The organism is Desulfomicrobium apsheronum, from assembly GCF_900114115.1.
GTDB lineage: Bacteria > Desulfobacterota > Desulfovibrionia > Desulfovibrionales > Desulfomicrobiaceae > Desulfomicrobium > Desulfomicrobium apsheronum.
In genome coordinates this window covers 98,857-124,565 of the sequence record NZ_FORX01000001.1, presented here as the reverse complement: position 1 = coordinate 124,565, position 25,709 = coordinate 98,857, and the positions used below count along the sequence as shown (strand labels likewise).

General features: G+C 58.4%; 25 protein-coding genes and 1 tRNA gene. 10 read left to right on the top strand and 16 right to left on the bottom strand.

What is annotated here, in order from left to right; translation table 11 throughout:
• Positions 1–84 precede the first annotated feature (84 nt).
• The 5 genes from BMZ40_RS00560 (at position 85) to rnr (ending at position 5,853) form a co-directional block, all read left to right on the top strand.
• Positions 85–363, top strand: coding sequence for a transposase (locus tag BMZ40_RS00560; RefSeq protein WP_092372205.1), 279 nt, complete (start codon positions 85–87; stop codon positions 361–363).
• 51 nt (positions 364–414) lie between these two features.
• Entirely contained in the window at positions 415–1,488 is a 1,074-nt protein-coding gene (locus BMZ40_RS00555) for a transposase (protein ID WP_245750988.1), read from the top strand.
• 440 nt (positions 1,489–1,928) lie between these two features.
• Positions 1,929–2,633: a Bax inhibitor-1/YccA family protein gene (locus tag BMZ40_RS00545; protein ID WP_092372204.1), complete on the top strand. Its 705-nt coding sequence runs from the start codon at positions 1,929–1,931 to the stop codon at positions 2,631–2,633.
• Between the two features lie 48 nt (positions 2,634–2,681).
• Complete coding sequence (lpxK, locus tag BMZ40_RS00540; RefSeq protein ID WP_092372203.1) at positions 2,682–3,770, top strand: tetraacyldisaccharide 4'-kinase; 1,089 nt, start codon at positions 2,682–2,684, stop codon at positions 3,768–3,770.
• A complete protein-coding gene (gene rnr, locus BMZ40_RS00535) occupies positions 3,748–5,853 on the top strand; it encodes a ribonuclease R (protein ID WP_092372202.1) in 2,106 nt (701 codons plus the stop codon). The genes lpxK and rnr overlap by 23 nt, the downstream gene beginning before the upstream one ends.
• Positions 5,854–5,855: 2 nt before the next feature.
• On the opposite strand, the gene mnmE is transcribed toward rnr, so the two are convergent.
• The 6 genes from mnmE to rpmH form a co-directional block, all read right to left on the bottom strand.
• Positions 5,856–7,229, bottom strand: a complete 1,374-nt coding sequence (gene mnmE / locus BMZ40_RS00530) for a tRNA uridine-5-carboxymethylaminomethyl(34) synthesis GTPase MnmE (protein ID WP_092372201.1) — start codon at positions 7,227–7,229, stop codon at positions 5,856–5,858.
• Between the two features lie 34 nt (positions 7,230–7,263).
• Positions 7,264–8,142, bottom strand: a complete 879-nt coding sequence (gene jag / locus BMZ40_RS00525; RefSeq protein WP_092372200.1) for an RNA-binding cell elongation regulator Jag/EloR — start codon at positions 8,140–8,142, stop codon at positions 7,264–7,266.
• A 95-nt stretch (positions 8,143–8,237) separates the two neighbouring features.
• Positions 8,238–9,842 (bottom strand): membrane protein insertase YidC, encoded by a 1,605-nt coding sequence (yidC, locus tag BMZ40_RS00520; protein ID WP_092372199.1) that lies wholly within the window; start codon positions 9,840–9,842, stop codon positions 8,238–8,240.
• A 5-nt stretch (positions 9,843–9,847) separates the two neighbouring features.
• Entirely contained in the window at positions 9,848–10,081 is a 234-nt protein-coding gene (gene yidD / locus BMZ40_RS00515) for a membrane protein insertion efficiency factor YidD (protein ID WP_092372198.1), read from the bottom strand.
• 17 nt (positions 10,082–10,098) lie between these two features.
• On the bottom strand, positions 10,099–10,470 hold the full coding sequence (gene rnpA, locus BMZ40_RS00510; protein WP_092189910.1) for a ribonuclease P protein component: 372 nt from the start codon (positions 10,468–10,470) through the stop codon (positions 10,099–10,101).
• The gene (gene rpmH / locus BMZ40_RS00505) at positions 10,458–10,595 is read right to left on the bottom strand and encodes a 50S ribosomal protein L34 (protein WP_092372197.1); all 138 of its coding nucleotides are present in this window, start codon (positions 10,593–10,595) and stop codon (positions 10,458–10,460) included. Before rpmH ends, rnpA begins: the two co-directional genes overlap by 13 nt.
• Positions 10,596–10,727: 132 nt before the next feature.
• On the opposite strand from rpmH, the gene BMZ40_RS00500 reads away from it, so the two are divergent.
• Positions 10,728–11,315 (top strand): phosphatase PAP2 family protein, encoded by a 588-nt coding sequence (locus BMZ40_RS00500; RefSeq protein WP_092372196.1) that lies wholly within the window; start codon positions 10,728–10,730, stop codon positions 11,313–11,315.
• Here BMZ40_RS00500 and BMZ40_RS00495 read toward each other — a convergent pair.
• Together BMZ40_RS00495 and BMZ40_RS00490 are read right to left on the bottom strand one after the other, a co-directional pair.
• Positions 11,270–11,557: a lipid-A-disaccharide synthase N-terminal domain-containing protein gene (locus BMZ40_RS00495; RefSeq protein WP_092190224.1), complete on the bottom strand. Its 288-nt coding sequence runs from the start codon at positions 11,555–11,557 to the stop codon at positions 11,270–11,272. The two genes, BMZ40_RS00500 and BMZ40_RS00495, sit on opposite strands and share 46 nt — an antisense overlap.
• 122 nt (positions 11,558–11,679) lie before the next feature.
• Positions 11,680–12,411, bottom strand: coding sequence for a glycosyltransferase family 2 protein (locus BMZ40_RS00490; protein ID WP_092372195.1), 732 nt, complete (start codon positions 12,409–12,411; stop codon positions 11,680–11,682).
• 66 nt (positions 12,412–12,477) lie between these two features.
• Here BMZ40_RS00490 and BMZ40_RS00485 point away from each other — a divergent pair.
• Positions 12,478–12,554 (top strand) — tRNA-Met (locus tag BMZ40_RS00485).
• Between the two features lie 236 nt (positions 12,555–12,790).
• On the opposite strand, the gene BMZ40_RS00480 is transcribed toward BMZ40_RS00485, so the two are convergent.
• The 8 genes from BMZ40_RS00480 to BMZ40_RS00445 form a co-directional block, all read right to left on the bottom strand.
• On the bottom strand, positions 12,791–14,629 hold the full coding sequence (locus BMZ40_RS00480) for a CobW family GTP-binding protein (protein WP_177192939.1): 1,839 nt from the start codon (positions 14,627–14,629) through the stop codon (positions 12,791–12,793).
• A 95-nt stretch (positions 14,630–14,724) separates the two neighbouring features.
• Complete coding sequence (locus BMZ40_RS00475) at positions 14,725–15,900, bottom strand: MBL fold metallo-hydrolase (RefSeq protein WP_092372193.1); 1,176 nt, start codon at positions 15,898–15,900, stop codon at positions 14,725–14,727.
• Between the two features lie 21 nt (positions 15,901–15,921).
• Positions 15,922–17,334, bottom strand: a complete 1,413-nt coding sequence (locus tag BMZ40_RS00470; protein WP_092372192.1) for a hypothetical protein — start codon at positions 17,332–17,334, stop codon at positions 15,922–15,924.
• A gap of 146 nt (positions 17,335–17,480) precedes the next feature.
• Positions 17,481–17,741 carry a hypothetical protein gene (locus BMZ40_RS00465; RefSeq protein ID WP_092372191.1) on the bottom strand — a complete coding sequence of 87 codons (261 nt, stop codon included), beginning with the start codon at positions 17,739–17,741 and terminating at the stop codon, positions 17,481–17,483.
• A complete protein-coding gene (locus tag BMZ40_RS00460) occupies positions 17,734–18,453 on the bottom strand; it encodes a FadR/GntR family transcriptional regulator (RefSeq protein WP_092372190.1) in 720 nt (239 codons plus the stop codon). The genes BMZ40_RS00465 and BMZ40_RS00460 overlap by 8 nt, the downstream gene beginning before the upstream one ends.
• Before the next feature lie 167 nt (positions 18,454–18,620).
• Positions 18,621–19,928, bottom strand: a complete 1,308-nt coding sequence (locus BMZ40_RS00455) for a nitrogen regulation protein NR(II) (protein WP_092372470.1) — start codon at positions 19,926–19,928, stop codon at positions 18,621–18,623.
• A 152-nt stretch (positions 19,929–20,080) separates the two neighbouring features.
• Positions 20,081–20,926 carry a DMT family transporter gene (locus BMZ40_RS00450; protein ID WP_092372189.1) on the bottom strand — a complete coding sequence of 282 codons (846 nt, stop codon included), beginning with the start codon at positions 20,924–20,926 and terminating at the stop codon, positions 20,081–20,083.
• A 7-nt stretch (positions 20,927–20,933) separates the two neighbouring features.
• Positions 20,934–21,293 carry a tRNA-binding protein gene (locus BMZ40_RS00445; RefSeq protein WP_092372188.1) on the bottom strand — a complete coding sequence of 120 codons (360 nt, stop codon included), beginning with the start codon at positions 21,291–21,293 and terminating at the stop codon, positions 20,934–20,936.
• 220 nt (positions 21,294–21,513) lie between these two features.
• Between BMZ40_RS00445 and BMZ40_RS00440 the strand changes: the two genes are divergently transcribed.
• The 3 genes from BMZ40_RS00440 (at position 21,514) to BMZ40_RS00430 (ending at position 25,674) form a co-directional block, all read left to right on the top strand.
• Complete coding sequence (locus tag BMZ40_RS00440) at positions 21,514–23,151, top strand: sensor domain-containing diguanylate cyclase (RefSeq protein WP_092372187.1); 1,638 nt, start codon at positions 21,514–21,516, stop codon at positions 23,149–23,151.
• A gap of 75 nt (positions 23,152–23,226) precedes the next feature.
• Positions 23,227–24,618 (top strand): DEAD/DEAH box helicase, encoded by a 1,392-nt coding sequence (locus BMZ40_RS00435; protein WP_177192938.1) that lies wholly within the window; start codon positions 23,227–23,229, stop codon positions 24,616–24,618.
• 285 nt (positions 24,619–24,903) lie between these two features.
• Positions 24,904–25,674: a DUF4198 domain-containing protein gene (locus BMZ40_RS00430; RefSeq protein ID WP_092372185.1), complete on the top strand. Its 771-nt coding sequence runs from the start codon at positions 24,904–24,906 to the stop codon at positions 25,672–25,674.
• Positions 25,675–25,709: the final 35 nt, after the last annotated feature.

Below are 25,709 nucleotides of genomic sequence, written 5' to 3'. Positions count from 1 at the left end.
GTGACCGCAAAAAATACATAAGAAAATACATAAGGGGTCAAGTCTTCTTTTGACTAAACCATCCCAAGCTGGCACTCTCCTCACATGGCACGACCACTCAGAATCGATTTTAATGGCGCATGGCACCATGTCATGAACCGGGGACGGCAGCGGGAGAACATTTTCCGCGACGCCCAGGACTACAAGGCATTCACCGACCTGCTCAAAAGCACGTCGGAGATGTTCCGGGTGAACGTCGCAGCTTATTGCCTGATGTCCAACCACTATCATATTCTAGTCCAGTCTTCCGAGGGCAACTTGGCGCGTGCCATGCGGCATCTTGGCGGCGCATACACGAAATACATAAGGGGTCTACATACATAAGGGGTCAAGTCTTCTTTTGACTAAACCATCCCAAGCTGGCACTCTCCTCACATGGCACGACCACTCAGAATCGATTTTAATGGCGCATGGCACCATGTCATGAACCGGGGACGGCAGCGGGAGAACATTTTCCGCGACGCCCAGGACTACAAGGCATTCACCGACCTGCTCAAAAGCACGTCGGAGATGTTCCGGGTGAACGTCGCAGCTTATTGCCTGATGTCCAACCACTACCATATTCTGGTCCAGTCTTCCGAGGGCAACTTGGCGCGCGCCATGCGGCATCTTGGCGGCGTATACACGCAGTGGTTCAATCGGCGTTACGGTCTGGACGGGCAGCTTTTCAAAGGCAGATACAAGGCCATCCTGGTCGGCGAAGACGAATATCTTCAAGGCTTGATCCGGTACATCCACCACAATCCTTTGAAGGCCGGGTTGACCAAGTCACTGTCGGAATATCCCTGGAGCAGCCACCTCGGCTATCTACGACGCGGGGACGCATGGAAATGGCTGCATACCGAGACGCTGCTTTCGCAATTCTCCGACGATCCGACCAAGGCGCGCGCCGAATACCGTCGCTTCATGGCCCGGGACGAAGACGAGGAGATCGAAAGGATTTTCTCCCTCAAGAAATTGCCCGCGATTCTGGGGAATTCGGACTTCGTCCAGACCATCAAAGACCGTTTTTTTGAAGCCAAGCTCAGCCCCGAAGTCCCGGAATCAAGGCAACTTGCGCCGGTCACCATAGAGGCGATCAAAAAGGCCGTCTGCGAAGTCCATGGCGTCACCGAAAACGTCCTGACCTCGTCAGTGCGAGGAATCACTAACGATCCCCGTGACATCTCCATATATCTCTCCAGAATCCTCAAAGGAGACAGCCTGAAACAAATCGGGGAGCACTTCAAAATCGAGAAGTACAGCACCGTCGCCAGCGCCATTGCGCGAGTGAAGAGGAAGGTTGATACAGATAAAAAAGTGGCTGAAAGAATTGAGAATATCGTCAAGATGATTGATAAAAGTCAAAAGAAGACTTGCCCCCTTTTCTTAGACAGTAGACAGTATTCCCTGACCCGACTTTACTGCCGGGCATCTCGCTTACACAATTCGTACTATTATCGCTTGTAGAATTGGCAAATCTAGCAGCGGCCTCAGATATACAGTTTCGAATATCTGAATTGCAAGCAGCAGCATTTTTCTTATACTTCGTAAACTGCGGAATCGCAATCGCGGCCAAGATACCGATGATCGCCACAACGATCAAAAGTTCGACCGGGGTGTGGCGGGGGGATTTTTTTGTTGCGGAGGGATATCTGTGTGTTTTCTTGGTGGCTGGAACAGGCAAACTGATGCGAATTCAAGGCATGGCTGACAAAATTTGTCAGTTCGAGCCCATTTTTGAGCCTAAGAGCGCCAATCCTTGACTTGCGCCCCAGATGACCTAAATCAAAGGGGCTGATTTCTGGCGTCAATCCATGCAGGCCGGAGTATAACGATGGATGCTCTGGATACGTGCAAGGACTGCCGGAATTCATTCTGAACAAAAATAACAATATTGAGGAGGAACAATGAACTTCCAGACTGTTTCCCAGACCCGCACCGATGTGCAGGCGACCAACCTTTTTCTGCGCGGGGTCTACAACTGGATGAGCCTTGGGCTGGGGCTGACCGCCGTGGTTGCCTATACCGTGGCCAACACGCCCGCTATTGCCCAGGTCATCTTTGCCAATCCCATAATTTTCTGGGGCATGATCATCGCCCAGTTCGGCCTGGTTCTGGCCATATCCGGAGGCGTGCATCGCATGTCCGCCGGCACCGCCACGGGACTTTTTCTTCTGTACAGCGCCTTGACCGGTGCCACGCTGTCGTCCATCCTCATGGTCTACACGGCGGCCTCCATCTTCAAGGCCTTCATCGTCTGCACCGGCATGTTCGCGGCCATGAGCGTTTACGGCGCTACCACAAAGAAGGACCTGACCGGCTGGGGCAGCTTCTTGTTCATGGGACTCATCGGCATCATCATCGCCTCCATCGTGAACATCTTCATGGCCAGCTCCGCCCTTGATTTCGTCATCAGCGGCATCGGCGTGCTCATCTTCACCGGTCTCACCGCCTACGACACCCAGAAGCTTAAAGTCATGGGTGAGTCCGCGCCCATGGACGATACAGTGGCCGTCCGTCGCGGCACAATTCTCGGCGCGCTGACCCTTTATCTGGACTTTATCAACCTGTTTCTCTTTTTGCTGCGATTCTTCGGATCTTCCCGAAACTAATCCAGGGGCGGCTGCTAGCCGCCCTTTCCCTTTTTCGGCGCCCATATCATGACTCCTGACCGCATATCTCGTCTGCAAAGCCAGTTTCCCCACATACTGGGCCCCCTAAGCAAGGCCTACGCCCGGCTTATGCGCCTGCGCGCCAGGCTCTATGCTTCGGGCAAGCGCGTGTCCTGGCGGCCTCCGGCCCCCTGCATCAGTGTAGGCAACATCTCCTGGGGCGGCACGGGCAAGACCCCGGTCGTATCCTGGCTGCTGGACTGGGCCCGCGACGAAGGGCTTCGCCCCACGGTGCTGACTCGCGGCTATGGCGGCAAACCGCCGCACCTGCCCTATGCGGTCCAACTTTTGAGTCCGCCTCACGAGGCGGGTGACGAACCGCTGCTGCTCAAACGCACGCACCCTCAGGCCCAAATCCTGGTCGATCCCAACCGCGTCCGGGCGGGCAAGATCGCGGCCAGAAAAATGGCCGATCTCTTTGTCCTCGACGACGGATACCAGCACCTGCGCATCCAGCGCGATCTGAACCTGTGCCTCCTGTGTCCGCGCGACCTGGACGAAGAATGGAACCGGGTCATCCCCGCCGGATCATGGCGCGAGGACACCTCCGCCCTGGCCAGGGCCGATGCGTTTCTGATCAACACCATGTTCGACGATGACGGCTGCCTTGAAACCATCGCCCACATTAAGCTGGCGATCCTGGGCAAGCCCATCTTCTTTTTTCGGGTCACGGCCCGAGGCGTGGCCAACGCCTTGACCGGCGAAACCCAAGACACGCTGGACGGCCAGCGCTTTCTGCTCGTCACGGCCATCGCCAATCCGGACAAAGTGTGTCAGACCTGCAAGACCGATCTCGGAGAAAAGCCGGTCCGTCATCTGATCTATCCCGATCATCACCCCTTCGGCATCTCCGACTGGCAGGCCATTGTCGCGGCCGCCGAACGCAACAACTGCGCGCACATCGTCTGCACGCCAAAAGACGCCGTCAAACTGGCGCCCTTTGCCGATGAACGGCTGTGGACTCCACAGCTAACGACATCCTTTTCAACCGCCGGCCCCCTGTCGTTTCGCGACTGGCTCGGCGATCGTTTTCACAACCTACCATGGACTTTACATGCCCCCGAAAAAGCAAGCTAAACAAACCAAATTTTCCAAGAAAAACCTTCTTACCGCCCTGCACCAGGCCGGTGCGCCCCTGCGCAGCAAGAACATCTACGATCTGTTCGACGCCGACGCCTCCCTCAAGAAGGTCATCAAATCAACGCTGGCCCAGATGGTCGAGAGCGGCGAAATCGTGCAGATGGGCAAGAGCTACGGGCTCCTGGACAACCTGCCGCGCATGACCGGCATCCTCGACGTGCGCCGCTCGGGAGTGGGCTACCTCATTTCCGAAGACAAAAAGCAAAAGGATCTCTTCATCCACCCCAGCAACTTCGGTGGAGCCTGGCCCGGCGACAAGGTCGTCGCCGTCATCGACAGCTCGCGCAAGAAGGACTCCCCGGAAGGACGCGTCGTCGAGGTTCTGGACCGGGCCACGCGTGAACTCCTGGTCCGGGTCAGCCGGCGCATCCATCAGGACAGCTATTTCTGCCATCCCACGGACTCGCGCATGCCCTTCTACACCGTGGTCGATACCAGCGGCATTCCAAGCCCCGAAAAAGGCGACATCCTGAGCGTCGCGCCGGTGGAGGAGCAAGAAAAGGGACTTTGGCGCTGCACCGCCCTACGCCGTCTGGGAGAAGAGCGGGATCTGGCCACCCAGGAACTGCTCGTCAAGACCGGCTATTCCATTCCCGAAGTCTTTCCGGTTCCTACGCTGCGGCAGGCCGAAGCCCTGCCGGACGTCCCCTCCCCCGAGGACTGGGCAGGCCGAAATGACCTGCGCCGCCTCGCATTGGTGACCATCGACGGCGAGACGGCCAAGGATTTCGACGACGCGGTCTACGTCGAACGACAGGAGAACGGATACCGCCTGGTCGTGGCCATTGCCGACGTGGCTCATTACGTTCCCGAAGGCTCCCCACTGGACGTCGAGGCGCTGACCCGGGGCAATTCCTATTATTTCCCACTCTCGGTGGAGCCCATGTTTCCCGAGGCCCTGTCGAACGGACTGTGCAGCCTGCGGCCGATGGTTCCGCGACTGGCCATGGTCGTGGACACGCCCTACTCGCTTGATGGCGAACCCGGCGCGCCGCGGCTCTACAACGCTGTGATCATGAGTCAGGCCCGTCTGACCTACAATCAGGTGCAAAGCGCCCTGGACGGCTCGCCGGACCAGGACACGGCCCCGCTTCTGCCCATGCTGCGCGACGCCGAGGAACTGGCCAGGATTTTCATGAAGCGCCGCATGGATCGCGGCTGCCTGGATTTCGACATCCCCGAGGCCCAGGTCCGCGTGATCGAGGACATCATCAGCGTCCACGCCGGGACCCGTCTCTTCAGCCACCGCCTCATCGAGGAGTTCATGATCGCGGCCAATGAACGCGTGGCCGAATACATGGGCGAGCGCCAGCGCGTCTTCCCGTACCGCATCCATCCCCAGCCCGACGAAAAAAAGCTGGAGACCCTGCTGCGCATGCTCTCGCACACCAGCCTGGTGGACCGCCTGCCCAAGGAAATGGATCAGATGGGCCTGCAGCAGATATCACATGCGGCCAAGGGCACGGACATCGAATATCTGGTCAACCGCCTCATCCTGCGCACCATGATGCAGGCGCAATATTCACCGGACAACGACGGTCATTACGGACTGGCCTCGGTCGCGTACTGCCACTTCACCTCACCCATCCGCCGTTATGCGGATCTTCTGGTGCACAGGTCACTCAAAAGGCTGCTGGCGAATGAAGCGGAAAAAATGAGCGTGGGAGACGTACAGGGCATCTGCGAAGGATTGAACGCCCTGGAACGCAAAGCCATGGAGGCGGAACGGGAGATTCAGAAGAGATCGGCCATTCTGGCCCTTGAGGATCGGATTGGAGAGGAGATGCGCGGGGTAGTTTCAGGGGTGGCCGACTTCGGCTTCTGGGTGGAACTTCTGGACATGCCCGTGGACGGACTGGTGCGGCTCGCCACCCTGGACGACTTTTACGTATTTGACCCGGAACGCCAGGATCTGCTCGGCCAGCGCACCGGAAAAACCTTCGCCATGGGCCAGACCCTGAACGTAATTCTTGAGGCAGTGAGCCTGGAACGGGTGGAGATCAACTTCACGTTGCCCTGAAGTCACTTCCCGATGCAAAATCCGTCGAACACGGCGCTCAGCACCTCCTGGGAGGATATCTCACCTGTGATTTCCGCCAGAAGAACGCAGGCCGTGTCCAGGCGGACGGAGAGAATGTCGTAGGGCAGTCCGCCCGCGAGTTCGTCCAGCATTTGCGCAAGCTCTTCGCTGGCGCGGACCAGGGCCGTGTGCTGGCGCAGGTTGGGCACCAGCGCTCCGGATTCGGGAGCGCCCGTGGCGGCCACGATCCGACGGATGGCCGCCAGCAGATCAGACACGCCATGGCCATGCTTGGCGGATAGCGGACACAGCTCCCGTTCACTCCATGGACTCTCGTCAAGCCAAGCAGGCTCGCCGCCCACAAGATCCATCTTGTTGGCCACAACGAGCAGATTGTCCGTATTCAGGGCCAGGTCCAGATCCTCGGCTCCAGGCCCGAGTTCGGAATCGATGACCAGCAGGACCAGATCGGCCCGGCCGAGAAGTTCGCGGCTGCGCTCGATGCCCAAAAGCTCCACGCTGTCGAGGGATGCTCGCAGACCCGCCGTGTCCACCAGCCGCACTGGCAGACCGTCGATCTGCACGGATTCCTCCAGATAGTCCCGCGTCGTGCCCGGGATGTCAGTCACTATGGCCCGATTGATGCCCAGGATCGCGTTCATGAGGCTTGATTTGCCAGCGTTTACCTGCCCCGCCAAAACCACCAAAGCCCCGTCGCGCCAGCAGCGCCCGCGATCGTAATTGTCGGCCAGCTCGGTCATGGCCTCGCAGACCTCGGCAACGCCCCGCGCCAGATCCTCGGGGGCCAGACACTCGACCTCGTCCTCGGGAAAATCCACAGCCACGCAGAGCTGCACGCGCAAGGACTCAAGACCGGCCCGAAGCTCGCCGATGCGACGCGCCAGCAAACCCTCAAGCTTGCTCCCGGCCAGCCCAACGGCGACGGCCGTGGGCGCGCCGACCAGCTCCATGATGGCCTCGGCCTGGGTCAGATCCATGCGCGAATTGAGAAAAGCCCGCTTGGAAAACTCGCCCGGAGCCGCCAGCCGCGCGCCATGCTCCAGACATTCCTCCACCACCCGGCGCAAAACCGCGCCGCCGCCATGGCACTGCAATTCAACGACGTCCTCTCCAGTGAAGGAACCCGGACCGGGCATGAAAGCCGCCAGCACCTCATCCAGAAAATTTCCTTCAGGGTCTCGCAGTTGCCCGTGATGCAGATGATAGGGTTTAAAGGCCGTGAAGCCTGGACGAGAGGAATGAAAAAGACCACGCGCGATTTCCCCGGCGGCCGGGCCGCTCAGGCGGACAATGCCGATGGCGCCCTGGCCGGGGGGAGTGGCGATGGCCACGATGGTGTCGGAGTTTGTATTCATGATGAAAAAAAAGCGGGCCTAGGGCCCGCGAAGTTTAGGATTGACGAGCCTGGGCGGCTTCCTGACGTCTGGGTGGCCGGCCGCCGGGTTTACCGCGCTTGACCGGCAGGATGAGAACCCGCTTCATGTGCCCTTCGCCCTTGCTGCGTGTCTGCACGCCGCGATCGTCCTGCAGGGCCATGTGCACGACCCGGCGATGAAAGGAAGACAGCGGCCTTGTGCTCTGCACCCGCCCGGATTTCTTCGCCTTTTCCGAGAGGAACTGGGCAATGCCGAGGAGCTGCTCCTCCTGCTTCTGGCGATAATCGCCCGCATCCAGCTGGATGCGCGGACTCTGGGGCCAGGATTTGGAGACGATACGGTTGGCCAGATACTGGAGCGCGGTGATGGTCTGCCCGTCACGACCGATGATCAGGCCCGAGTTGTCCCCGTCCTCGATATGCACGGTGATCGGACTTGACGCCACGTCGACCGTCAGGGTCACGTTGACCGCGATGGGCGTTATGAGGGCGGTCATGATCGTGCGGATATCCGCTTCCAGCCGGACCATCTCCTCGGGGGAAAGCGTCGTGACGGGGCGAGGCTCGTCTTCCTCGTCGAAATCGATGGCTGCATCCGGCTCAAGGGCGGCATCGTCGGCCAGGCCCTCTTCCTCGGGCAAAGCCGGAACGGCCGTAGGCACGGCACGCACCGTTTCGGGCACAGCGGTCACGGAAGGCTCTTCCACGGCCGGATTCAGGCGACGCCTTTTAGCCCGGATGGTCGCCTTTTTGGCGCCAAGACCGAATATTCCGGATGACCCGCCGCTGACGATTTCAATTTCCAATGCGTCGCGCTCAACTGCAAAAAAGCGGCATGCGTCATCGATGGCCTGGTCCACGGTCTTGGCCTGAAAATCCTTGTATGTATTCATCCAGCTCTCCTTCACGTTCCTGAAAAAATCAAAAAACGCATCACATCATGTCCGGCGGCGTCCATGAACGGACGCCGCTGGGCATGACCTCAATGCTACTTCGATTTTTTGATCATGTACGACTGCTGGGCGATGGACAGCAGGTTGTTGATCAACCAGTACACGACCAGACCGGAAGGAAAGTTCAGGAAAAGGAAGGTGAATATGACAGGCATGAACATCATGATCTTGGCCTGCATCGGGTCGCCCATGGGCGGAGACAGACGCTGCTGCAGGAACATGGTCGCGCCCATGACCAGCGGCGTGATGTAGTAGGGGTCCTTGGCCGAGAGGTCGGCCAGCCAGACGAAGTCCGTGAAGGGCAGGGTCGGAATGAACGCCGCATGCCTGAGCTCGATGGCGCCGAGGAGGGCCTGGTACAAGGCGAAGAACACGGGAATCTGCAGCAGCATGGGCACGCAACCGCCGGCCGGGTTGACCTTGTAGGTCTTGTAGAGCTGCATGATCTCGGAGTTCATCTTTTCGCGGTCATCGGCGTACTTTTCACGAATCTTGGCCATCATGGGCTGCAACTTCTTCATCTGCTCCATGGACTTGTAGCTCTTGTGCGACAAGGGCCAGAAGAGGAGCTTGATGATGACGGTCAAAATGATGATCGCTATGCCGTAGTTACCGACATAGCCGTACAGGAAATTCAGGAACTGATTGAGCGGCTTGGCGATGATGTCGAAAAACCCGTAGTGCATGCTGCCTTTGAGGTCCTTGGGCATGATGGAGAGGTTCTTTTCCGTCTTGGGCCCGAAATAGTAGGACACGGTGCGCAGCTGCGTGATGCCTGGATCAAGCAGGACCTGATCGGCGACGGTCATGCGGTAGACATTGTCCTCAAGCTTGGCGCGGGCGAACATGTCCGAAGAGGTTGGCACGATACCCAGCAGAAAGTAGTTGCTCTCGATGCCGCCCCACTGGGCCGGAGTGGGAGATTCAACGCCGATCTGAAGATCCTTCTGGCTGTCTTCCTCGGTCAGACTTCCAGCGGTCATATAGGCGATCTTGGTATGATTGTAGTTGTCGCCCTCGGCCGTGAGCGGAACGCTGGACACGGAAAAGGCCAGATGTCCCTGAATCTGCGCCGCAGTGACATTGGTGATCTTGACCTCTTCCTTGACCTCGTAGGTGCCGCCGGTGAAAGTCAGCACCCGGTCCATCTGCACGCCGCCTACGACGCCGCTCAACTGAATGGTGCCGCTCTGACCGTCGGAAAGATCCAGATCGCCGCCCTGCACAGTCCATTCGCCCTGGGCCCAGGTCGGCATGGAATTCCAGATCAGACCCATGGGCGCCTTGGTCACGGACTGCGCCGTGACCAGATCGATGTTTTTGGCGTCCGGATCGATGGTTTCCTTGTATTCCTTGAGCTCGAAACTCTCCAGCACACCGCCGGAGGTGTTGATCACGGCGCGATACAGGGGCGTTTCAATGGAAAGTTTTTCCCCCGCGGCGGGAGTGAACTGCACGGTTGGCGAGGAAGGCATCACCTGCGCCGCGTCCTGGGGAGCGGGCGCCTCGGTCTGATTGGGTGCGGAAAGATTCTGTGTGGCCGTTTCCAGGGGAGGCGCCGGAGGGAATATGTAATTCCAGCCCAGAAGCACCAGTAGCGACAGGGAAACAGCGAGGATGACGCGTTTATTGCTATCCATTGATTTCAATCTCTCTTTGACAAGTTAGGGGAGGGAACCGGATCGTAACCACCGGCACACAGGGGATGACAACGTAACAACCGCCAGATGACAAGGCCCATCCCCCGAAAAATTCCATGAGACAAGATGGCCTGCCGGGCATATTCGGAACACGAAGGAGTGAAACGGCAACAGGGAGAATAGAGCGGGGATATCAGATACTGATACAGGGAAAGGATGTATACGAAGGCTTGGCGCATGAAAACTCCGGAAAGACCTAGGCCGCTCCAACCCGAGACACGATTTTTGTCATCAGTGGACCAAGTTCCGAGGACACCTGCGCAAGGTCCATGGAATCCACGCAAACGCCCCGCTTGGGCACCACGACAATGTCCGCGCGCAGGTGAAAATCATGCCGGTGAAGCCGGAAGTACTCCCGGACCAAACGCTTGACCCGATTGCGCCGCACGGACTTGCCAATTTTTCTGCTCACCGTAAGCCCAAGACGCCAGGACTCCCCGGCATCTTCCCGCTCGAGCACAAAGAGGGTGAAACTCTTTGAAAAAAAACGACGGCCCCGGTCATAACAGCTACAAAACTGGGGCCGTCTCTTCAGTCGATACGAGGGAGGGTAGGCTAGACGGCTAATCTTTTTCTTCCCTTTGCTCTTCTGCGGCGCAGCACGGCCTGGCCGCTCTTGGTCCGTGAACGAACCAGAAACCCGTGACTTCTCTTACGCTTGGTGGTGCTCGGTTGATATGTTCTCTTGCTCATTTCATTTCTCCTTCAAAAAAAGTAAACTGGGAATGTAGCCGCAAATACTTAGCGCGTCAAGATGCATTGCGCTCTTGCCCGCTGGACAATTCCGCCCGCATCCACCAAACTGGCCAGACCAAGGAGGAGTACATGTTTTTTCATACCCCTGACTGGGAAATAACCCTGTTTCGGTGGATCAATCAGAGCTGGCAAAACCCGCCCTTCGATTATCTCATGCCCCTGTTCTCAAGCTCTGCCTTCCTGTGGGTCCTGGCCATCACCATGGTCGCCTTCGGCCTCAGACAGGGACGCGTGTCCATGGTCGTCGTGCTGGCCCTGGCCGCAAGCATCGGCGTCTCCGACCTGACCTGCTCCCTGATCAAGGACAGCGTCGGCCGCGCTCGACCCTACAAGAGCATCGGCGAAACCCGCTACCAGGATTCGGGATCATGGGCGACCCTGCCGCAGGATTTCACGACCACCAAGCAAAGTGGATCGTCCTTTCCTTCCGCCCACGCAGCCAACTCCGCAGCGGCTGCTCTCGTCCTTTTCGCCGCTTTCCGCAAGAAGGCAATATGGGCTCTTCCGCTGGTCATCGGCTATTCGCGGATCTACCTTGGGAAACATTTCCCCATGGACGTTCTGGCGGGCTGGGCCACGGGGCTGGCCGTAGCCGGGGCCCTGCTCCCGCTCTATCCGTTGCTCTGGAGCCGCTTGCGCTCGCGATGGATCAGATAGAGGTTCCGGGTATAAATGATGGAACCCGTCGACTGGCCGACAATGAAAACGATATCCTTGCGCAGGATGGCATAGGTCAGCAGAAAAAAACTGCCCAGCAAACTGAAGTACCAGAAACTTATGGGAATGACGCTTTTCTTCTCCCGCTCGGAGACGATCCATTGCCAGAAAAAACGCATGAAAAAAAATCCCTGGCCCGTAAAACCGATGGCCAGCAACCACCACTGTGTCGTTAATTCCATGTTCCGCCCAAGGCGCGCCGGCGCCGTATAAAAAAATCTTCGCACCTCCACCGTTCGCCCCGAATCATTATAATACAGGGCGCGCCGGCAAAAGCGTGAGAAAAAGGGTCAAGCCCGAAAAGTCATTTCACGTTCGTATCAGAGACCACGTATCCGATGTGCCGCTTCTGCATCCAGCGCACCGCGAGCAGATCATAGGCCGAGGACCAAGCCCGGTCCCAAATGCCGTACTTGGAGACGCCCTTGCTGCGTGGACGATGGTTGACGCGCACCTCCGCCACCCGCGCCCCCTCAAGCTTCATGAGGGTGGGCAGAAAGCGGTGCATGCCCGTGAACATGGGAATCCGCTTGACCATCTGCGCACGCATTACTTTAAGAGAGCAGCCCGTGTCACGGACAGTTTCACGGCTGATCCTGTTCCGCACCCAGTTGGCAAAGCGGGAGGCGTAGCGCTTGACCACGCTGTCCTGACGCTTGGCCCTCCAGCCGATGACCATGTCGACGCCCTGGGCATAGACCTGAAGCATGGCCGGAATGTCGGCGGGATCGTTCTGCAGGTCTGCGTCCAGGGTCACGACCACGTCGCCGGCGGCATAGCGAAACCCGGCGGCAAAGGCGGCGGACTGCCCGCAGTTCTTGGCAAAGGACAAGAAGCGGACACGCTCATCCGCCCCGGCCAGGTCCCGAATGACGGCCAGACTGGAGTCCGTGCTGCCGTCATCCACCAGGACAAGCTCCCAAGGACAGGTCAATCCTGACAGACTACGGGTTATCTCGGAGTACAAATCACGAAGATTTTCTTCTTCGTTATACACTGGAATAATTAAAGAAATTTTATTAATTGTGTTTTTCATAAGAAAAAAGTGAATATAGCATTTGACAAGGCTTGTAAACCTACATAGAAAGCTCTTCTCACATGGCGCGGGGTGGAGCAGCATGGTAGCTCGTCGGGCTCATAACCCGAAGGCCGTAGGTTCAAATCCTGCCCCCGCTACCAAAGAAATCTAAGGCTTAAGAGCAAAACTCTTAAGCCTTTTTCTTTTGTGGCCCCTTGCCGCCCAAGCCTTTTCAGCTTTTTCTTCCCCGCACTGGAATGAAATTATCGCCCCTGCGCCTCCACAAAAACGAAATATTTTCAAATGGTTGAAGATATTCCTCCTTCATCGCATCGAAAAATTCTCGACACCCGAATGATCCGAATTTTTTCCAGTCGCCCAGAATTTGTCTCAGCCCTCAAAGCGCACTCAGAGCCGTTATGGCCTCGGCCGCGCTTTGGGGATCACCGCCTTGGCCGATGAGCGTCACGAACCGGTCGGTGTCGGACTGTTCGGGAAAGATCGATATTTCGTAGCGTCCGCCCACATATTGAAAAAGCAGGGCCTGCGGAGAATCCGCGAATTCGATGACTCCCTTGGCGCGAAAGATGGAGGAAGGAAGGCGATCCACGGTTGCAAGGAAAGCCTCACGCTCAAGCGGGCGCTCAAGCCGGACGCTTTTGGACCAAAGTCCCTCGTGCATATGCGAAAGATGATGCCGCTCGCCGCCCTTGTTCGCCAAAGCCCTGTTCGGACGATCATCCGCATCCAGAACCAGGGCCGGATGAAGTTCGCCGTTCACCGCAGGGAACACGGGCGCATGCGGGTTATGTTCCCTCACCATTCGCATGACGGACTCAAGGCCCTCCACGCCGACGAGATCCCGTTTGTTGAGCATCACGATATCCGCCGCCCGGATCTGATCGACGGCGATGGGATGCCCGGCGAGAGTCTTTTGCACGTTCGGTGCGTCCACGACGGTCAGGATGCAGTCGAAACGGGCCTGTTCCGTCAGTTCCTCCATTTCCTCCAGCATGTTGAAGGGGTTTGCCAGGCCCGTGGTCTCGACGATGATGTAATCGGGGTCGAAGGAAGACACGATGCCCTTCACGGCCCGGTTCAGACTGCCTGACAGGCTGCAGCACACGCAACCTTCGTCGATCTCGGTCACGGCATAATCCAGCAGCTTGCCGTCCAGGCCTACGGATCCGATCTCATTCTGGATCACGGCCACGAAACGGCTGTGCTGGGTCTGGTATTCGATGAAGTGTTTCAGAAAGCTGGTCTTGCCCGAACCCAAAAAACCCGTCAGCACGATAAGTGGGGGCCTCGCGTCCACGCCCAGGGCTTTTTTGTCGATGCTCGACGCCCCCTGCAGGCGATGTGCGGTCCACCACCGGCGATCCGCAAACTCTTCCGGAACCGGCTCGCCAAACGCCCAGTCATGAACAATGCGGCACGTCTCGCCGCACGCGTCTTGCGCCCCATTCTCTTCGCCAGTCAGCGCCTGCCCGTAGCGGAGCGTCAAGCGTATCCGGCAATTGTCATCTGCTATCGTCTCGGAAATTTGCCCCTTCGGGCAACGTCTGAGTTCGAAACCGGGCATGCGGACCAGAAGCAAACCTCCCGGGGCCTGGCCGAGATTGAAGGTCATGGAGGCCGCCAGAATATCAAAAAATCCGAATGCCGTGGCAAAGGCCGGAAAATTGGAATCAAGTCCGCCGGGCTCGATCAGGCAGATCCTTTGCCCGTCCCGTTCGACGGTCACGCCCGCCTCGCAAACAATGCGCAGCGCCTCAAACCCCTCAAGACCCAGCGTCAGGCTCTTCCTTTCGGCATCGACGCCCATGGTCAGGTCGGCGATGTAAAAGAGATCCGCGAAGGCCGGGTCCGACATGAAATCGCGCACACGGGTCATGTAATCACCGGATTGGCTCAAGGCCGCGGCCTGCAGCGAACACCGCTCGACCAGCTCTTCGTCCGGGTGAGGAAAATAATGCAGGCGAAAAGCGCCCCGGATCCAGCCCGGGCCATTGTCCAGACCGACGAAAAAAATTCCGAACACACCGTCGAAGCCATGGATTCTTGCGGTCCAGCCCTCCACCGGTCCGGTCAATTGTTTCAGACCGCGCCATCCGATGACATGGCGCAGCACCGGCACAAAATTCGTGCGCATCAAAATGATCCGAAAGAGTTCCTGCATGCCCTGCGGGGTATGCCTGAACAAATCCCCCGGCAAAAAAGCGTCAAACAACATGGCAACTCCATGCATGACCCGCAGGCACCCGCAAGGCGCTGATCTCCGTCGGCGACAGGCCGCCGCCGACGGAGAGAGTCATGATCCTTTTTCGGTTAGACATCCACGCCAAAGCCGATCTTGTCGCCGTTGCCGAGATACACCGGATCCTTGGAACCGAAACGGGCCGTCCCTTTGATCACAGGGTAACCGGCCTCGACGAATTTCTTGGCGCACAGAATGCCGGTGCAGTGGTTGCACCCAATTTTCTGGAAACCGTATTTCCCCAGGGAAATGACCAGATCGTCGTATTTGGGGTCCCAGTCCTCAAAGGGCGAGATGTGCAGCCCCCCGTATATCCCGTGAAGCTGATCGTTTTCATACTGGATTTCCCGGTAGGCGGTCTCCGCGAACTGGATGATGCTCTGGTGGCAACAACCGGTCACGCTTACCAGGCCGACATCCTTGACGTTGAAGTACAGTGACTGCTCTCCATAGACTCGGCAAATGATCGGAACACCGAACACATAGGAGGCGAATCCCGGGGATACGTGCTGGAGCCCGGCCTTGACCGTGACCACCTTGCCCTTGTGCCCTGCGTCCTTGAGATATTGCAGCCCTTCCTTGTAAAAACCGTCCGGGACATAGGTGGTTATGGTCGGGTCGTATTTGTAGGTGACCGGAACGCCCCAATAATGATCGAAGTGCTCATGCGAAATGAACAGGGCCTTGATCTCCCGATTCTTCAGCATTACGTCGATGCCCTCGCGCTTGAAACATTCGTCCATCCATTTGTAGGACCAGCCACTATCGAGCAGGTATTTGTGCTTGGTCCCGTCCATGTCCTCGACCTCGATGAGGCAGGCGAAGCCCCCGGCATTCTCGGGATGCACCGCCAGTTTCTCGGTGATTGCCCAGGCCTCTTCGAGGTCGTGAGGCAAGAGGTGCCTGATCTTGGCGATGCCCGACTCGTAGCTGCCGTTGCCAAGGCCCGTGCCGTCGGCGAAGGGCGGCCAGTTGTAGCTGTACTGGTTGACCAAAAGTCCGCCCGCGCCCTTGATGTCGCCCATGAGATCGGCGTTGCTGAACCAGCTCGTCTCGGAAATGTTCGTCACCTTGATGTTCCTGCACACCCCGATGTCGACCATCTTTCGCTCGGCACTGGAGAGAAAGGACTTGCGCCACGGACTGTACGAATAGGCCCCCATGGCCAGGACGGTTCCGCCCAGCGCACCCATGGCGGCGCCCTTGAAGAAGTTGCGTCGGCTGAACGTGTTCTGATCGTTACTCATGATTGCTCCCTGCCCGGCCGGCTATTTGATGATGGTGATGGATTGATACGCCAGCGGCAGCGCCTTCAGGACAATGAAGTACACCGCCACGCCGCAGGCCAGCCCCACTCCGAGCCCGAGCCCCAGGGCGGGACTCCAGCGCAGGCCGTCAAGCTGGGCCTTTTCGGCGGCGTGATCTGCTGCGATCTCGGTCGCGGTCTTGGGGACCATTTTCCAGGCGGGCCAGTTGTCCATGAACCAGTGATGGACCAGCCAGATGTTGATCAGCCAGATGGTTGGAATCATAGGGAACTGCTGGGGATGGGAAAATCCCTTTTGCGTGCCCAGAAAGAAATGGGAGGTGGAGTAGTAGAAGAGGTAGAGCATGATCGCGGCCGCGATGCTCACCAGCGTGCGCACGAGCACGTTGACGGGCAGGCTGAAGCGCCGGGGCCAATTGTCGCAGTAGAAGTTGATGAAAAGGGCCGGAACGAGCCAGAAAACCGCCATTTCGCCGACATGCAGCCAGCGCCAGTCCGGCGCGAAGTCGCGACGCGTGCCGCGGATGGCTTCGCCCCAGGTCAGTTCCTGGGCGAAGTACAAAAAGAGGTGCATGGCCCAGGCAATGGCGATGATGCCGAAAAAAGCCACCACCCGGCGCAGCCAGTTGGTCCTGATCAGCTTGAAGGGAAAACGCTCCCAGATCGTTTCCACCATCCAAACGGTCACGGTCGCGCACATGATCCAGGAGACATGGAAATTCCCGGATACCGTATCGGCGAACTGCTCCCAGTACGGCGGGGCGATGGAGGTGAAATACTGCCACGGGTAGTAGAGGATGCCCATGTGCGAATGCATGGTCACGAAATAGACCAGGGTGCTCAGAAAAAAAGTCATGACCAGAATGCTGATGCCCTTGCCCGGCTGGCTCATTCCCTGCCAGGGCACTTCCTCGAAGGCCACGACCCAAGCCGGACTGAGCCAGGAGGCGATGGCCGCGAACATGAGACAGGCCAGCGCCGCGTATTCGATGGCAAAGAACTCGGTGATCCCCGGAAGCTTGGTCAACTGCTCGGGATTGAAATACGCCAGTCCGAAATTGCCCAGAAAGTATTCAAAGAATCCCTTGATCAGCACCCAGAGGATGACCACCGAGATGCCGGTCAGAACAGCCCCCTTGATGGCGGGGTGGGTGGTCTCCAGCCATTTGCGCCTGAAAGGCCAGAAGTTGAAGATGTAGACCATCCAGATGAGCATGATCAGCCACCAGCGGGTATACATGTAACCCACGTACGGCGTGTACATGCGCATCAGTCCTCTGGGATCCTGAAAGATCCACCACGAGCCGTAGAACACCGCCAGCGTGAGCACGAGGGCGACGATCGCCGGAATCGGCTGTGGCCAGCGCTTGACAAGCTTTCGCTCCTCAAGATAATTTTCTCCGTACCTCTCCATAAGTCCTCCTTGGTTGGGTTGGAATTTGTGGCATAGGTGAAGAGCGGGGCGTCCTGCGACCAACAACTCGCCCCGACTCTTTTTTATACGGTCTGATTAATTCATGTGCTCAACAAGAATTCCTCTCTTTTTTCAAAATTAATACATCAGCTCTTTGCACTCAGCATTTCCTGCTGAATCCTGTCGAAAAGCGCGGCCTTGTCTTCAGGATCAATCCCAAGACGATCCGCTTCTAATTTTATCATTTCAGGAGTAAAATCACTCCACAATGCATTTATTTCATTTTTTTGTTCATTTATTGATGAATGTGCATCTTCTTTGCTGCATACATTGCATACGGAATCAATAATGCGCGCCACGCTTTTCCTGAAAAAAAACCTTCGATTCAGCTGAACATCACTATTCATGTGCATCCTCTCCGTGCGACCTGTGCGACACGGACTCCCAGACGGAAAATTTATTGCCCGCCTCCAGAGCCCGGCAGATGCTCAGGAGGTATTGCCCGGTCAGCGAGGAGATCCTGCCGGCGTTTCGCTCTCGCAGCGCCTGCAGGATGCTGACGTGACCAGCAAAGATATCCTCGAGAATGTCGCGGTCGGTCTGAAAGAAATGATCCACGAACGAGGGGTCGACGCTGAACATCTGCTCCACGGTCTTGACCAGAAAATAGTTTTCGGTCTCCTGGGCGATGAGACGGAAGAAAAGGGCGATCTCTGACCACACCCTGAGCGGGTCTCCGTCGCACATCGCCTGGCTGAGGGCGATGTTGCCGGCCTGCAGATCGTTGATTCGCGGCACGGAGATGGTTTGCAGGGCCTTGCCCAGAATGGGCGGCAGAAACAGGAAGGCGGCCTTGATCTGATCGGCCGCGGCCTGTCGCGATGATCGGTGAAGATGAGCGATCCCGGCCAGTCTGCTGCGCAGGAATGTTCCGCTGCCCGGCTTGATGGTAACGAGGCCCTGGGCCTCAAGGGTACGCAAAAGCCCGCGCAGCGTGTTGCGGCTGACGAGCATTTGCCCGGCAAGCTCTCTTTCGGGCGGCAGCTTGTCGCCGGGTTGCAACCCTTTTTCAAGAACAACCAGCTCCAGCTGATTCAGTAGACGGCCATGATCTTCCATCGCGCATTGGTTCCTTCAAAGATTGATTTGGTAAACCCATACAGGAAAATATCGATCCATGGCAACGCCGTCCGCAATTTAATCGGACAGTTGCACCATGATACCGGATATGCGCTTAAAAACGGTTTTTTGGTAGAACCGGAAGATATCCGCGAATGCAGGGAAATTCAGCGCCGCCCGGACTGACGCCACATCTTTACGGCTTCGTTGATCGGCGCCAGAAGATCTTCGAAATCGCCGACAGTGACTCCCGAAAAGGTGTTTGGCCTGCGCGAACACACGATAAGGACGGTGCGCAGGGCGCCTCGGCTGAAAAAAGGCCTGGCGAAATAGGAGCGGATGCCCTGGGGCACGAAAAGTGCCCAGTCGATGGGCTTGATGCTCTCCTGGGTGTCGTCCACGGTCAGGTGGGAGAGCTGGAAGCGGCTGATATCCTCGGCAATGGTCCCGGAGTAGGCGAACCTGTGTCCCTGTTCGAGTGACATGGGCTGATTTCCGGCGTAATATACATAGACTTGGTTCCTGCGCACATGCACGTCGGAAAACATGATCACGTCGTACTTCTCGTCGTCGAGAGCGGACTCGAACGCCACCCGCATGACGGCCTCGATGTCGTCCCTGACCATCGACAGTTCGTGAATCAATCGTTCCCGGCGTGAATCATCGGAAAAAAGGCGACGCGGACGCGCTCTCTCCCGGCCGATCTTGGGATTTGCGAACTTCACGCGCAAGAGTCTCTTGCCGCCGCAGTTCATATGGCGGACCACGGTCTCCGAGGTGAAAAAAGCACGTTTGCCGCTCTGATAGAAGTCCAGTTTCCCGGTCCACTTGCGGAGCAGCAGAACCTGCTCCAGCATGCTCTCCACCGCCGTCTTCATGGATTCGCGGTACAGATCGTTCAGGGTCAGCCTCAACAGTTCCCCCCGGTTCATCTCGAACAGGTCGCACGCAGCGGCGTTGCAACACAGAACCTTGCGCGAATCATAGTCCAGGACCAGAGCCGCGTTGTAGGTGTCGTCGAGGAGGGACCAGATGTCGACGTCCTTGTCCAGGATGGCCTTTATCTGTTCCACGGTATCGGTCACATTGAGCAGGAATCCATAGTAGTAGCGAGGGTCCCAGGAATTCGTCGCCCCGGTGATCTTGAGCCAGGCGATCCTGTTCTGCGCGCACCGCGCACGAAAAATGGTAGCCGCCGTCTTTCCCTTCTTCACGGATTCCATGAAGGCGCCGATCAGGTATGCATCCTCCGGCACGACCACGTCCTGCTGATACCGGATATTTTTCAACAGCAGCTTTCCGTCCAGGCCGTTGGAGACGATGTAGTTGTTGTTCAGGAATTCAATGCGGGATTTCGCGATTTCAATGCGCCAGAGCAGCGCCGGGAAATCGTTCATGAAGCTCAGGAGGTCCTCGACGGACATGTGTACAGCGCCCAGTCCGGAAGCGCTGTCGTAGACGTCTTGGGTATTCATGGCAGACCAGATCCGATTTTCGCCCATCAACGGAAATTTCCGACCGGCGCCGGGCAAGCCCACCACGGACTCGTCGACGCGAAAGGCATGGATCTTCTCTTGGCCCGGATTTACCCGTTCTGTAAATATGCAAACCGAAAAATACGGAGCGATCAGCTCAGTCTTCTCCCGACAAAGGCCGCCGCAAGAATGATCGCCATGCCTATCACGGCGTGCGGGGTCACGGTGGCGCCCCGGGTCAGGGCGGCCAGCAGCACGGCCAGAGGCGGGGTCAGGTACGAAAGATAACCGATGAGGGTCATGTTGCCTGTGGTCACGGCACGGTTCCAGAGCGTGAACGAAAGCCCCAGCGGCACCAGGCCCAGATAAAGGGCCGAGAGCAGGGCCCCCACCGGAGGCAGGGCCTGCGGAGCGCTTGCGGCGTAGAGCAGGGAGGAAAAGAGGGCGGCCAGGACCGTGAAGGCCGGCATGTAGTCACGGGTGAGCCGAAGAAGGGACAGCGCCACGGAAAAGCTGCTCCAGACCAGCCCGCAACCGAGAGCCATGAGGTAGCCGGGCAGATAGCGTGCTTCAAAATGCAGGCCTTTGCCTCCGGACACGACCAGGCCCGCGCCCACGAGTCCGACCAGCGCCACGGCCAGAACAGGAGGGGACAGGCGCTTATTGGCCAGAATGGAGGACATGACGACTATCCAGAAAGACCAGGTCGTGGTCAGAATGGCTCCCTCCACCAGGGGCGCGTGGTCGAGGGCCAGATAGTACAGCGCATGGTAGCCGAAGATGCCGGCCATGCCCAGCGCCGTGAGCTTCAGATCCGGCCAGGGGATGGCCCGCCGCCGGGAGATGATCATCTCCTGCGCCACGAGATAAAGCGCCGCCGGGGCAAAGCTGAAAAAAAGCAGCTCGGTGACATCGAGTCCGTCCAGACCGCTGCCGGTGGCCGCCGGCAGACTCGCCCAGCAGAGCACCGCGCCGAATGCGTAGAGGTAGGGTTTCATGGCCGTCCTAGAAAAGCTTGCTGCCGATCTTGGCGTTGACCGCCGGGGAAACGAATGTCGCTTCGCCGCTGTCCCTGCCCGGGTACTGAACGCCAAGAACCAGCACTTCCGAGACAACCTCCCCCATCCGACGCGGCGGAAAATTGAGCACCGCAAGCACCAGTCGATCGACCACCTCTTCCGGCGGATGCGCGGTGAAGCGGCCGTAACTGACGCGTCGGCCGTATTTTCCGAAGTCGATGACCATCCTGTACGTGGGCTTTGGCGTCACGTCGCAGGGTTCAGCCGAAACGACACGCCCGACGCGAATGTCCAAAAGCCCCAGGGATTCTTCAAAATTCACTGACGGTTTGAGTTCCGAAGCCACAAAAATCCTCCTTGGCTGACGTGCGGAGAGTCAAGGGGCAGCCCGGCGCGAACGTGACCGGGTCCAGGTCAACTCCTGTAGAACAAGCCCGCCTGAAGGGCTTGTTCTTACGCCTCGGCCCATGCTTAGCGCAAGCCCGGGGTTCTTGCGGCTTGTACCTGTAAAAAAACTCGGGTAATCTTTATCGTTATTGATTGCATCGCCGGTTCAAGGAGTCTTCATGTCCATCCGCGCCAAAGTGTTCACCATCATCCTTGTCCTGTTCGCCTCTCTGGGCGTGGCGGATTTTTTCGTCCAACGTTTTGTCGTCTACCCCAATTTTCTGGAACTCGAACATCAGCAGGCGGGACAGAACCTGCAACGCATATTTCACGCCATCGACAGGGAAAACTATCATCTGGAGCGCATCTGCCGCGACTGGGCGACCTGGGACGATACCTACGACTTCATGAACACACGTTCCGAGACCTACAAAACAAGCAATCTCTACGACGAAGCGCTGGACAGCATTTCGGTGAATGTAATGATCTATTGCGCGCAGGACGGAACGATCGTCTGGAGCAATGCCCGCGACACGACTCAACAAAGTGCCATCTCTCTTGACCTGCTGAAGCAGGGACGCATCGCCCCGGACCACCCGCTGCTGAAAATTCCGGGCGCGGAAGAAGGGCAAAAAGGCATGAACGGAGTCGTCAATACCGAGCTTGGCCCCCTGCTTTTTGCCACACGGCAGATCCTGCGTTCTGATGGAAGCGGTCCCGGCAACGGCTTCCTGGTCATCGGGCGAATCTTGAACCAGGACATGGTCAAAACCCTGGGCGAACAAACCCGCATCGACTTTGAAATCGTCTACCCCTACACACAAGAACAGACGCTATGCGGCAAAAATGAAGTCACTTCCGCCAGCATCGACGACCTCGATTACTTCACCCTGGACGAAGGCGAATTCGTCAAGGTTTGCGGGACATATCTCGATCCGACAGGGTCGCCCATCTTCGGCATCAACTATCTGTTTCTCCGGGATATTACCCAAAAGGGCATCTCGAGCATCCGCTACGCCATGGTCCTGGTGGTCTCGTCCGGACTTTTAGTGCTCGTTTTGCTGAACGTTTTACTGCAGGCCGTTGTGCTCAGGCCCCTGCAAAGGTTGACCAGCCATGCGGCCAGGCTGCAAAAGGAAGGGGATTATTCCCTGCGCATCGACCTGCGGCGCAACGACGAGGTCGGAATCCTGGCCAAAAGCTTCGACAACATGGTGCAAACCATCCGCGAACGCACCGAGGATCTCAAGCGCGCCAACGAACAGTTGAAGCAGTTGTCCCTCCTGGACGGCTTGACGGGAGTCGCCAACCGCCGCATGTTCGACAATTGCCTGAAGCAGGAATGGCGGCGGGCCATGCGCGATCAAACCCCCATCGCCATCATCCTGGCGGATGTGGATTTTTTCAAGGATTACAACGATAAACATGGACATCTGCAGGGTGATCAGTGCCTTATCGCCGTGGCGGCGGTCATGCAGCACATGATGCAGCGCCCGGCGGATCTGGTCGCACGCTTCGGAGGCGAGGAATTTGCCGTCATCCTGGCCGACACCGACGCCGAGGGCGTGACGCATGTGGCCGAGGCCTTGCGCCAGGCGGTGCTGGACCTGCACCTGGAACATGGCGCATCCCAGGTGGCGCCCTTCGTGACCGTGAGCTTTGGCGTGGCGTCCATGACCCCTCGGCTTGAAGACGGTGATGACGGCATGGCGAAGCTGCTGCAGAAAGCGGACAGCGCCATGTACCAGGCCAAAAGATCGGGGCGCAACCGGGTCGTGGCCTCAAGTGATGAGCAGCCCGCCATGCCTTCCGAATGATTTTTCCTCCGCTCCGGATGTTCCGGCGCGGTTCCTTTTCTCCATAGTCACGGCTCCATGCCGACAAGGATATATATGTCTTTTGATTCCCTTGGGCTCCCGCCCGCTCTGGTTCAGGCCCTGCAAACCCGCAAACTCGACACGCCCCTGCCCGTGCAGGAGGCCGCGCTGCCGGTGCTGATGGCCGGAAAATCGGCCATGCTGGTCTCACGGACCGGTTCGGGCAAGACGCTCGCCTATCTGCTGCCCATTCTGGCGGGCATCAACGCCGAGAGCATGCACGTGCAGGCCGTGGTCCTGGCTCCCACTCACGAACTGGCCATGCAGATCCACCGCGTGGCCACGGACCTGTCCCGGGACGCCGGCCTTGGCGTACGGGTGCAGTCCCTCATCGGCGGGGCCGCAGTCAGTCGCCAGATCGAGGGGCTCAAGAAAAAGCCCCATCTGGTGATCGGCTCCGCCGGCCGCATGACGCACCTCATGGAGCTTGGAAAACTCAAGTTGAAGGAAACCCTATGGCTGGTCCTTGACGAAGCGGATCGCCTGCTCATCGAGGAAGGGTTGGAGCACATCCGCAAGATCACGGGCCAGCTTGGTCCCGAGACTCGTTTCGTCTTCGTCTCCGCCACCGAGGGCCCGGCCACGACCCGCATCGCTCGCGGGCTGGCCCCGAACCTTGACTTCGTGCGCACGCAGGACGGAATCAGCCCGGCCATCCGGCACTGCTATCTGGTCTGCGAGGAACGCGACAAGACCGACTGGCTGCGCAAGGTGCTGCGCGGCCTTTCCCCCGAGCGGGCCCTGGTCTTCGTGCACCGGGGGGCCAGCGCCGAGCGCATGTCCGAACGCCTGGAACATCACCAGCTGGCCGTGGCCGATCTGCACGGCGCGCACGACAAGTTCGAGCGCCAGGCCGCCCTGGATGATTTCCGCAAAGGCAAGGCCCAGACGCTCATCGCATCGGACATCGCGGCCCGGGGGCTCGATATTTTCGGTGTGGAACTGGTGGTCAACGTGGACGTGCCAAGCCAGAGCCGCGATTACCTGCACCGCGCAGGGCGTACAGGACGAGCCGGGGCCGAGGGCCTTGTGCTGTCGCTCATGACCGAGGCGGAGAGCCGTCTGGCCAAGCGTTACGCCCAGGATCTGGACATCGCCCTGGAACAGGTGCAGCTCGTGCGCGGCGCCCTTGTCCCGGCCACGGGCGACTCCGCGCAGACCCTGCGCCCGGCTCCGCGTCCTTTCGGCCCCGGCCGGGGCGGCAAGAAAAGGCCAGACCCCGCAGGCCCTGAAACTCGCAAGGAATCCGCCGCCACGACTCCGCCCACTTCCGCCAGGCAACCACAATCCCACGACAAGGCCGCGCCACCCGTGGCCCGCAAACGCGGGCCCGCGCTCCCCGGCGCGAAATCCGGCAAGGCCGGACAAAAGGTATGGTCAGGACCCAAGCGGAACAAACCCGCCTGATTCTTTCAGCCCGGCGCGTAGCATACGCGCCGGGCCCTTTCTGCCTGCACCGTCCTTGAGCCGCCCTAGACAAACCAAGCCCGCCGCATATCCCCGCATCCAGACTCCCAATAAAATCCGGTTGTTGACAAAAACGCGAGTTCCCGCATACCTATGGTCATCGATGTTATTATTTCTCAATTGGTGTTATTCTTGAGGCCGGTTTTCCAATTCCATAGTTTCAACTCGCAAGTCCTGGCGCGATCCGTATTGCCAAAGACCGGCCAGGAGGGGAGGTGCATTGCCATGTTCAGAACTCTCGCGCTTTGTCTCACCATGATTTTCTGTTTTTCGGGCGCGGCCCTGGCCCATTTCGGAATGGTCATCCCTTCATCTGACATCGTCATGGAAAAAAAGGATGCGACCGTTTCCCTTGCCCTGTCCTTTTCCCATCCCATGGAAATGGTCGGCATGCCCCTTGCCTCTCCGGCCTCGTTCAAGGTTTTCGAGGACGGAGAGGCGCAGGAGATGAAGGATGCCCTGAAACCCGCCACGATCATGGAACATCCGTCCTGGACCGCCGAGTACATGATCAAAAGACCCGGCGTGTACCAGTTTGTCATGGAACCCACACCCTACTGGGAACCGGCCGAGGACTGCTTCATCATCCATTACACCAAGACCGTGATCGCCGCCTTCGGCGAGGAAGAAGGCTGGGGCGCCCCCCTTGGCCTCAAGACCGAGATCGTTCCCCTGACCCGGCCTTTCGGAAACTATGCCGGCAATGTCTTCCAGGGCCAGGTGCTCCTTGACGGCAAGCCCGTGGCAGGCGCGGACGTCGAGGTGGAATTCTACAACAAGGACAAAAAGTACGAAGCGCCAAACGACTACATGATCACTCAGGTAGTCAGGACCGACGCCGACGGCGTGTTCACCTATGCCGTGCCTTTCGCCGGATGGTGGGGCTTTGCGGCCCTGAACACGGCGGCGGAAAAGATGGACCACGAAGGTACGCCCAAGGATGTGGAGCTGGGCGCGGTGCTGTGGACCCAGTTTCTCGATCCCGTGCGCAAATAGGGAGCCTTGCGGGGTCCCGCTCCGGGACCCGGAAC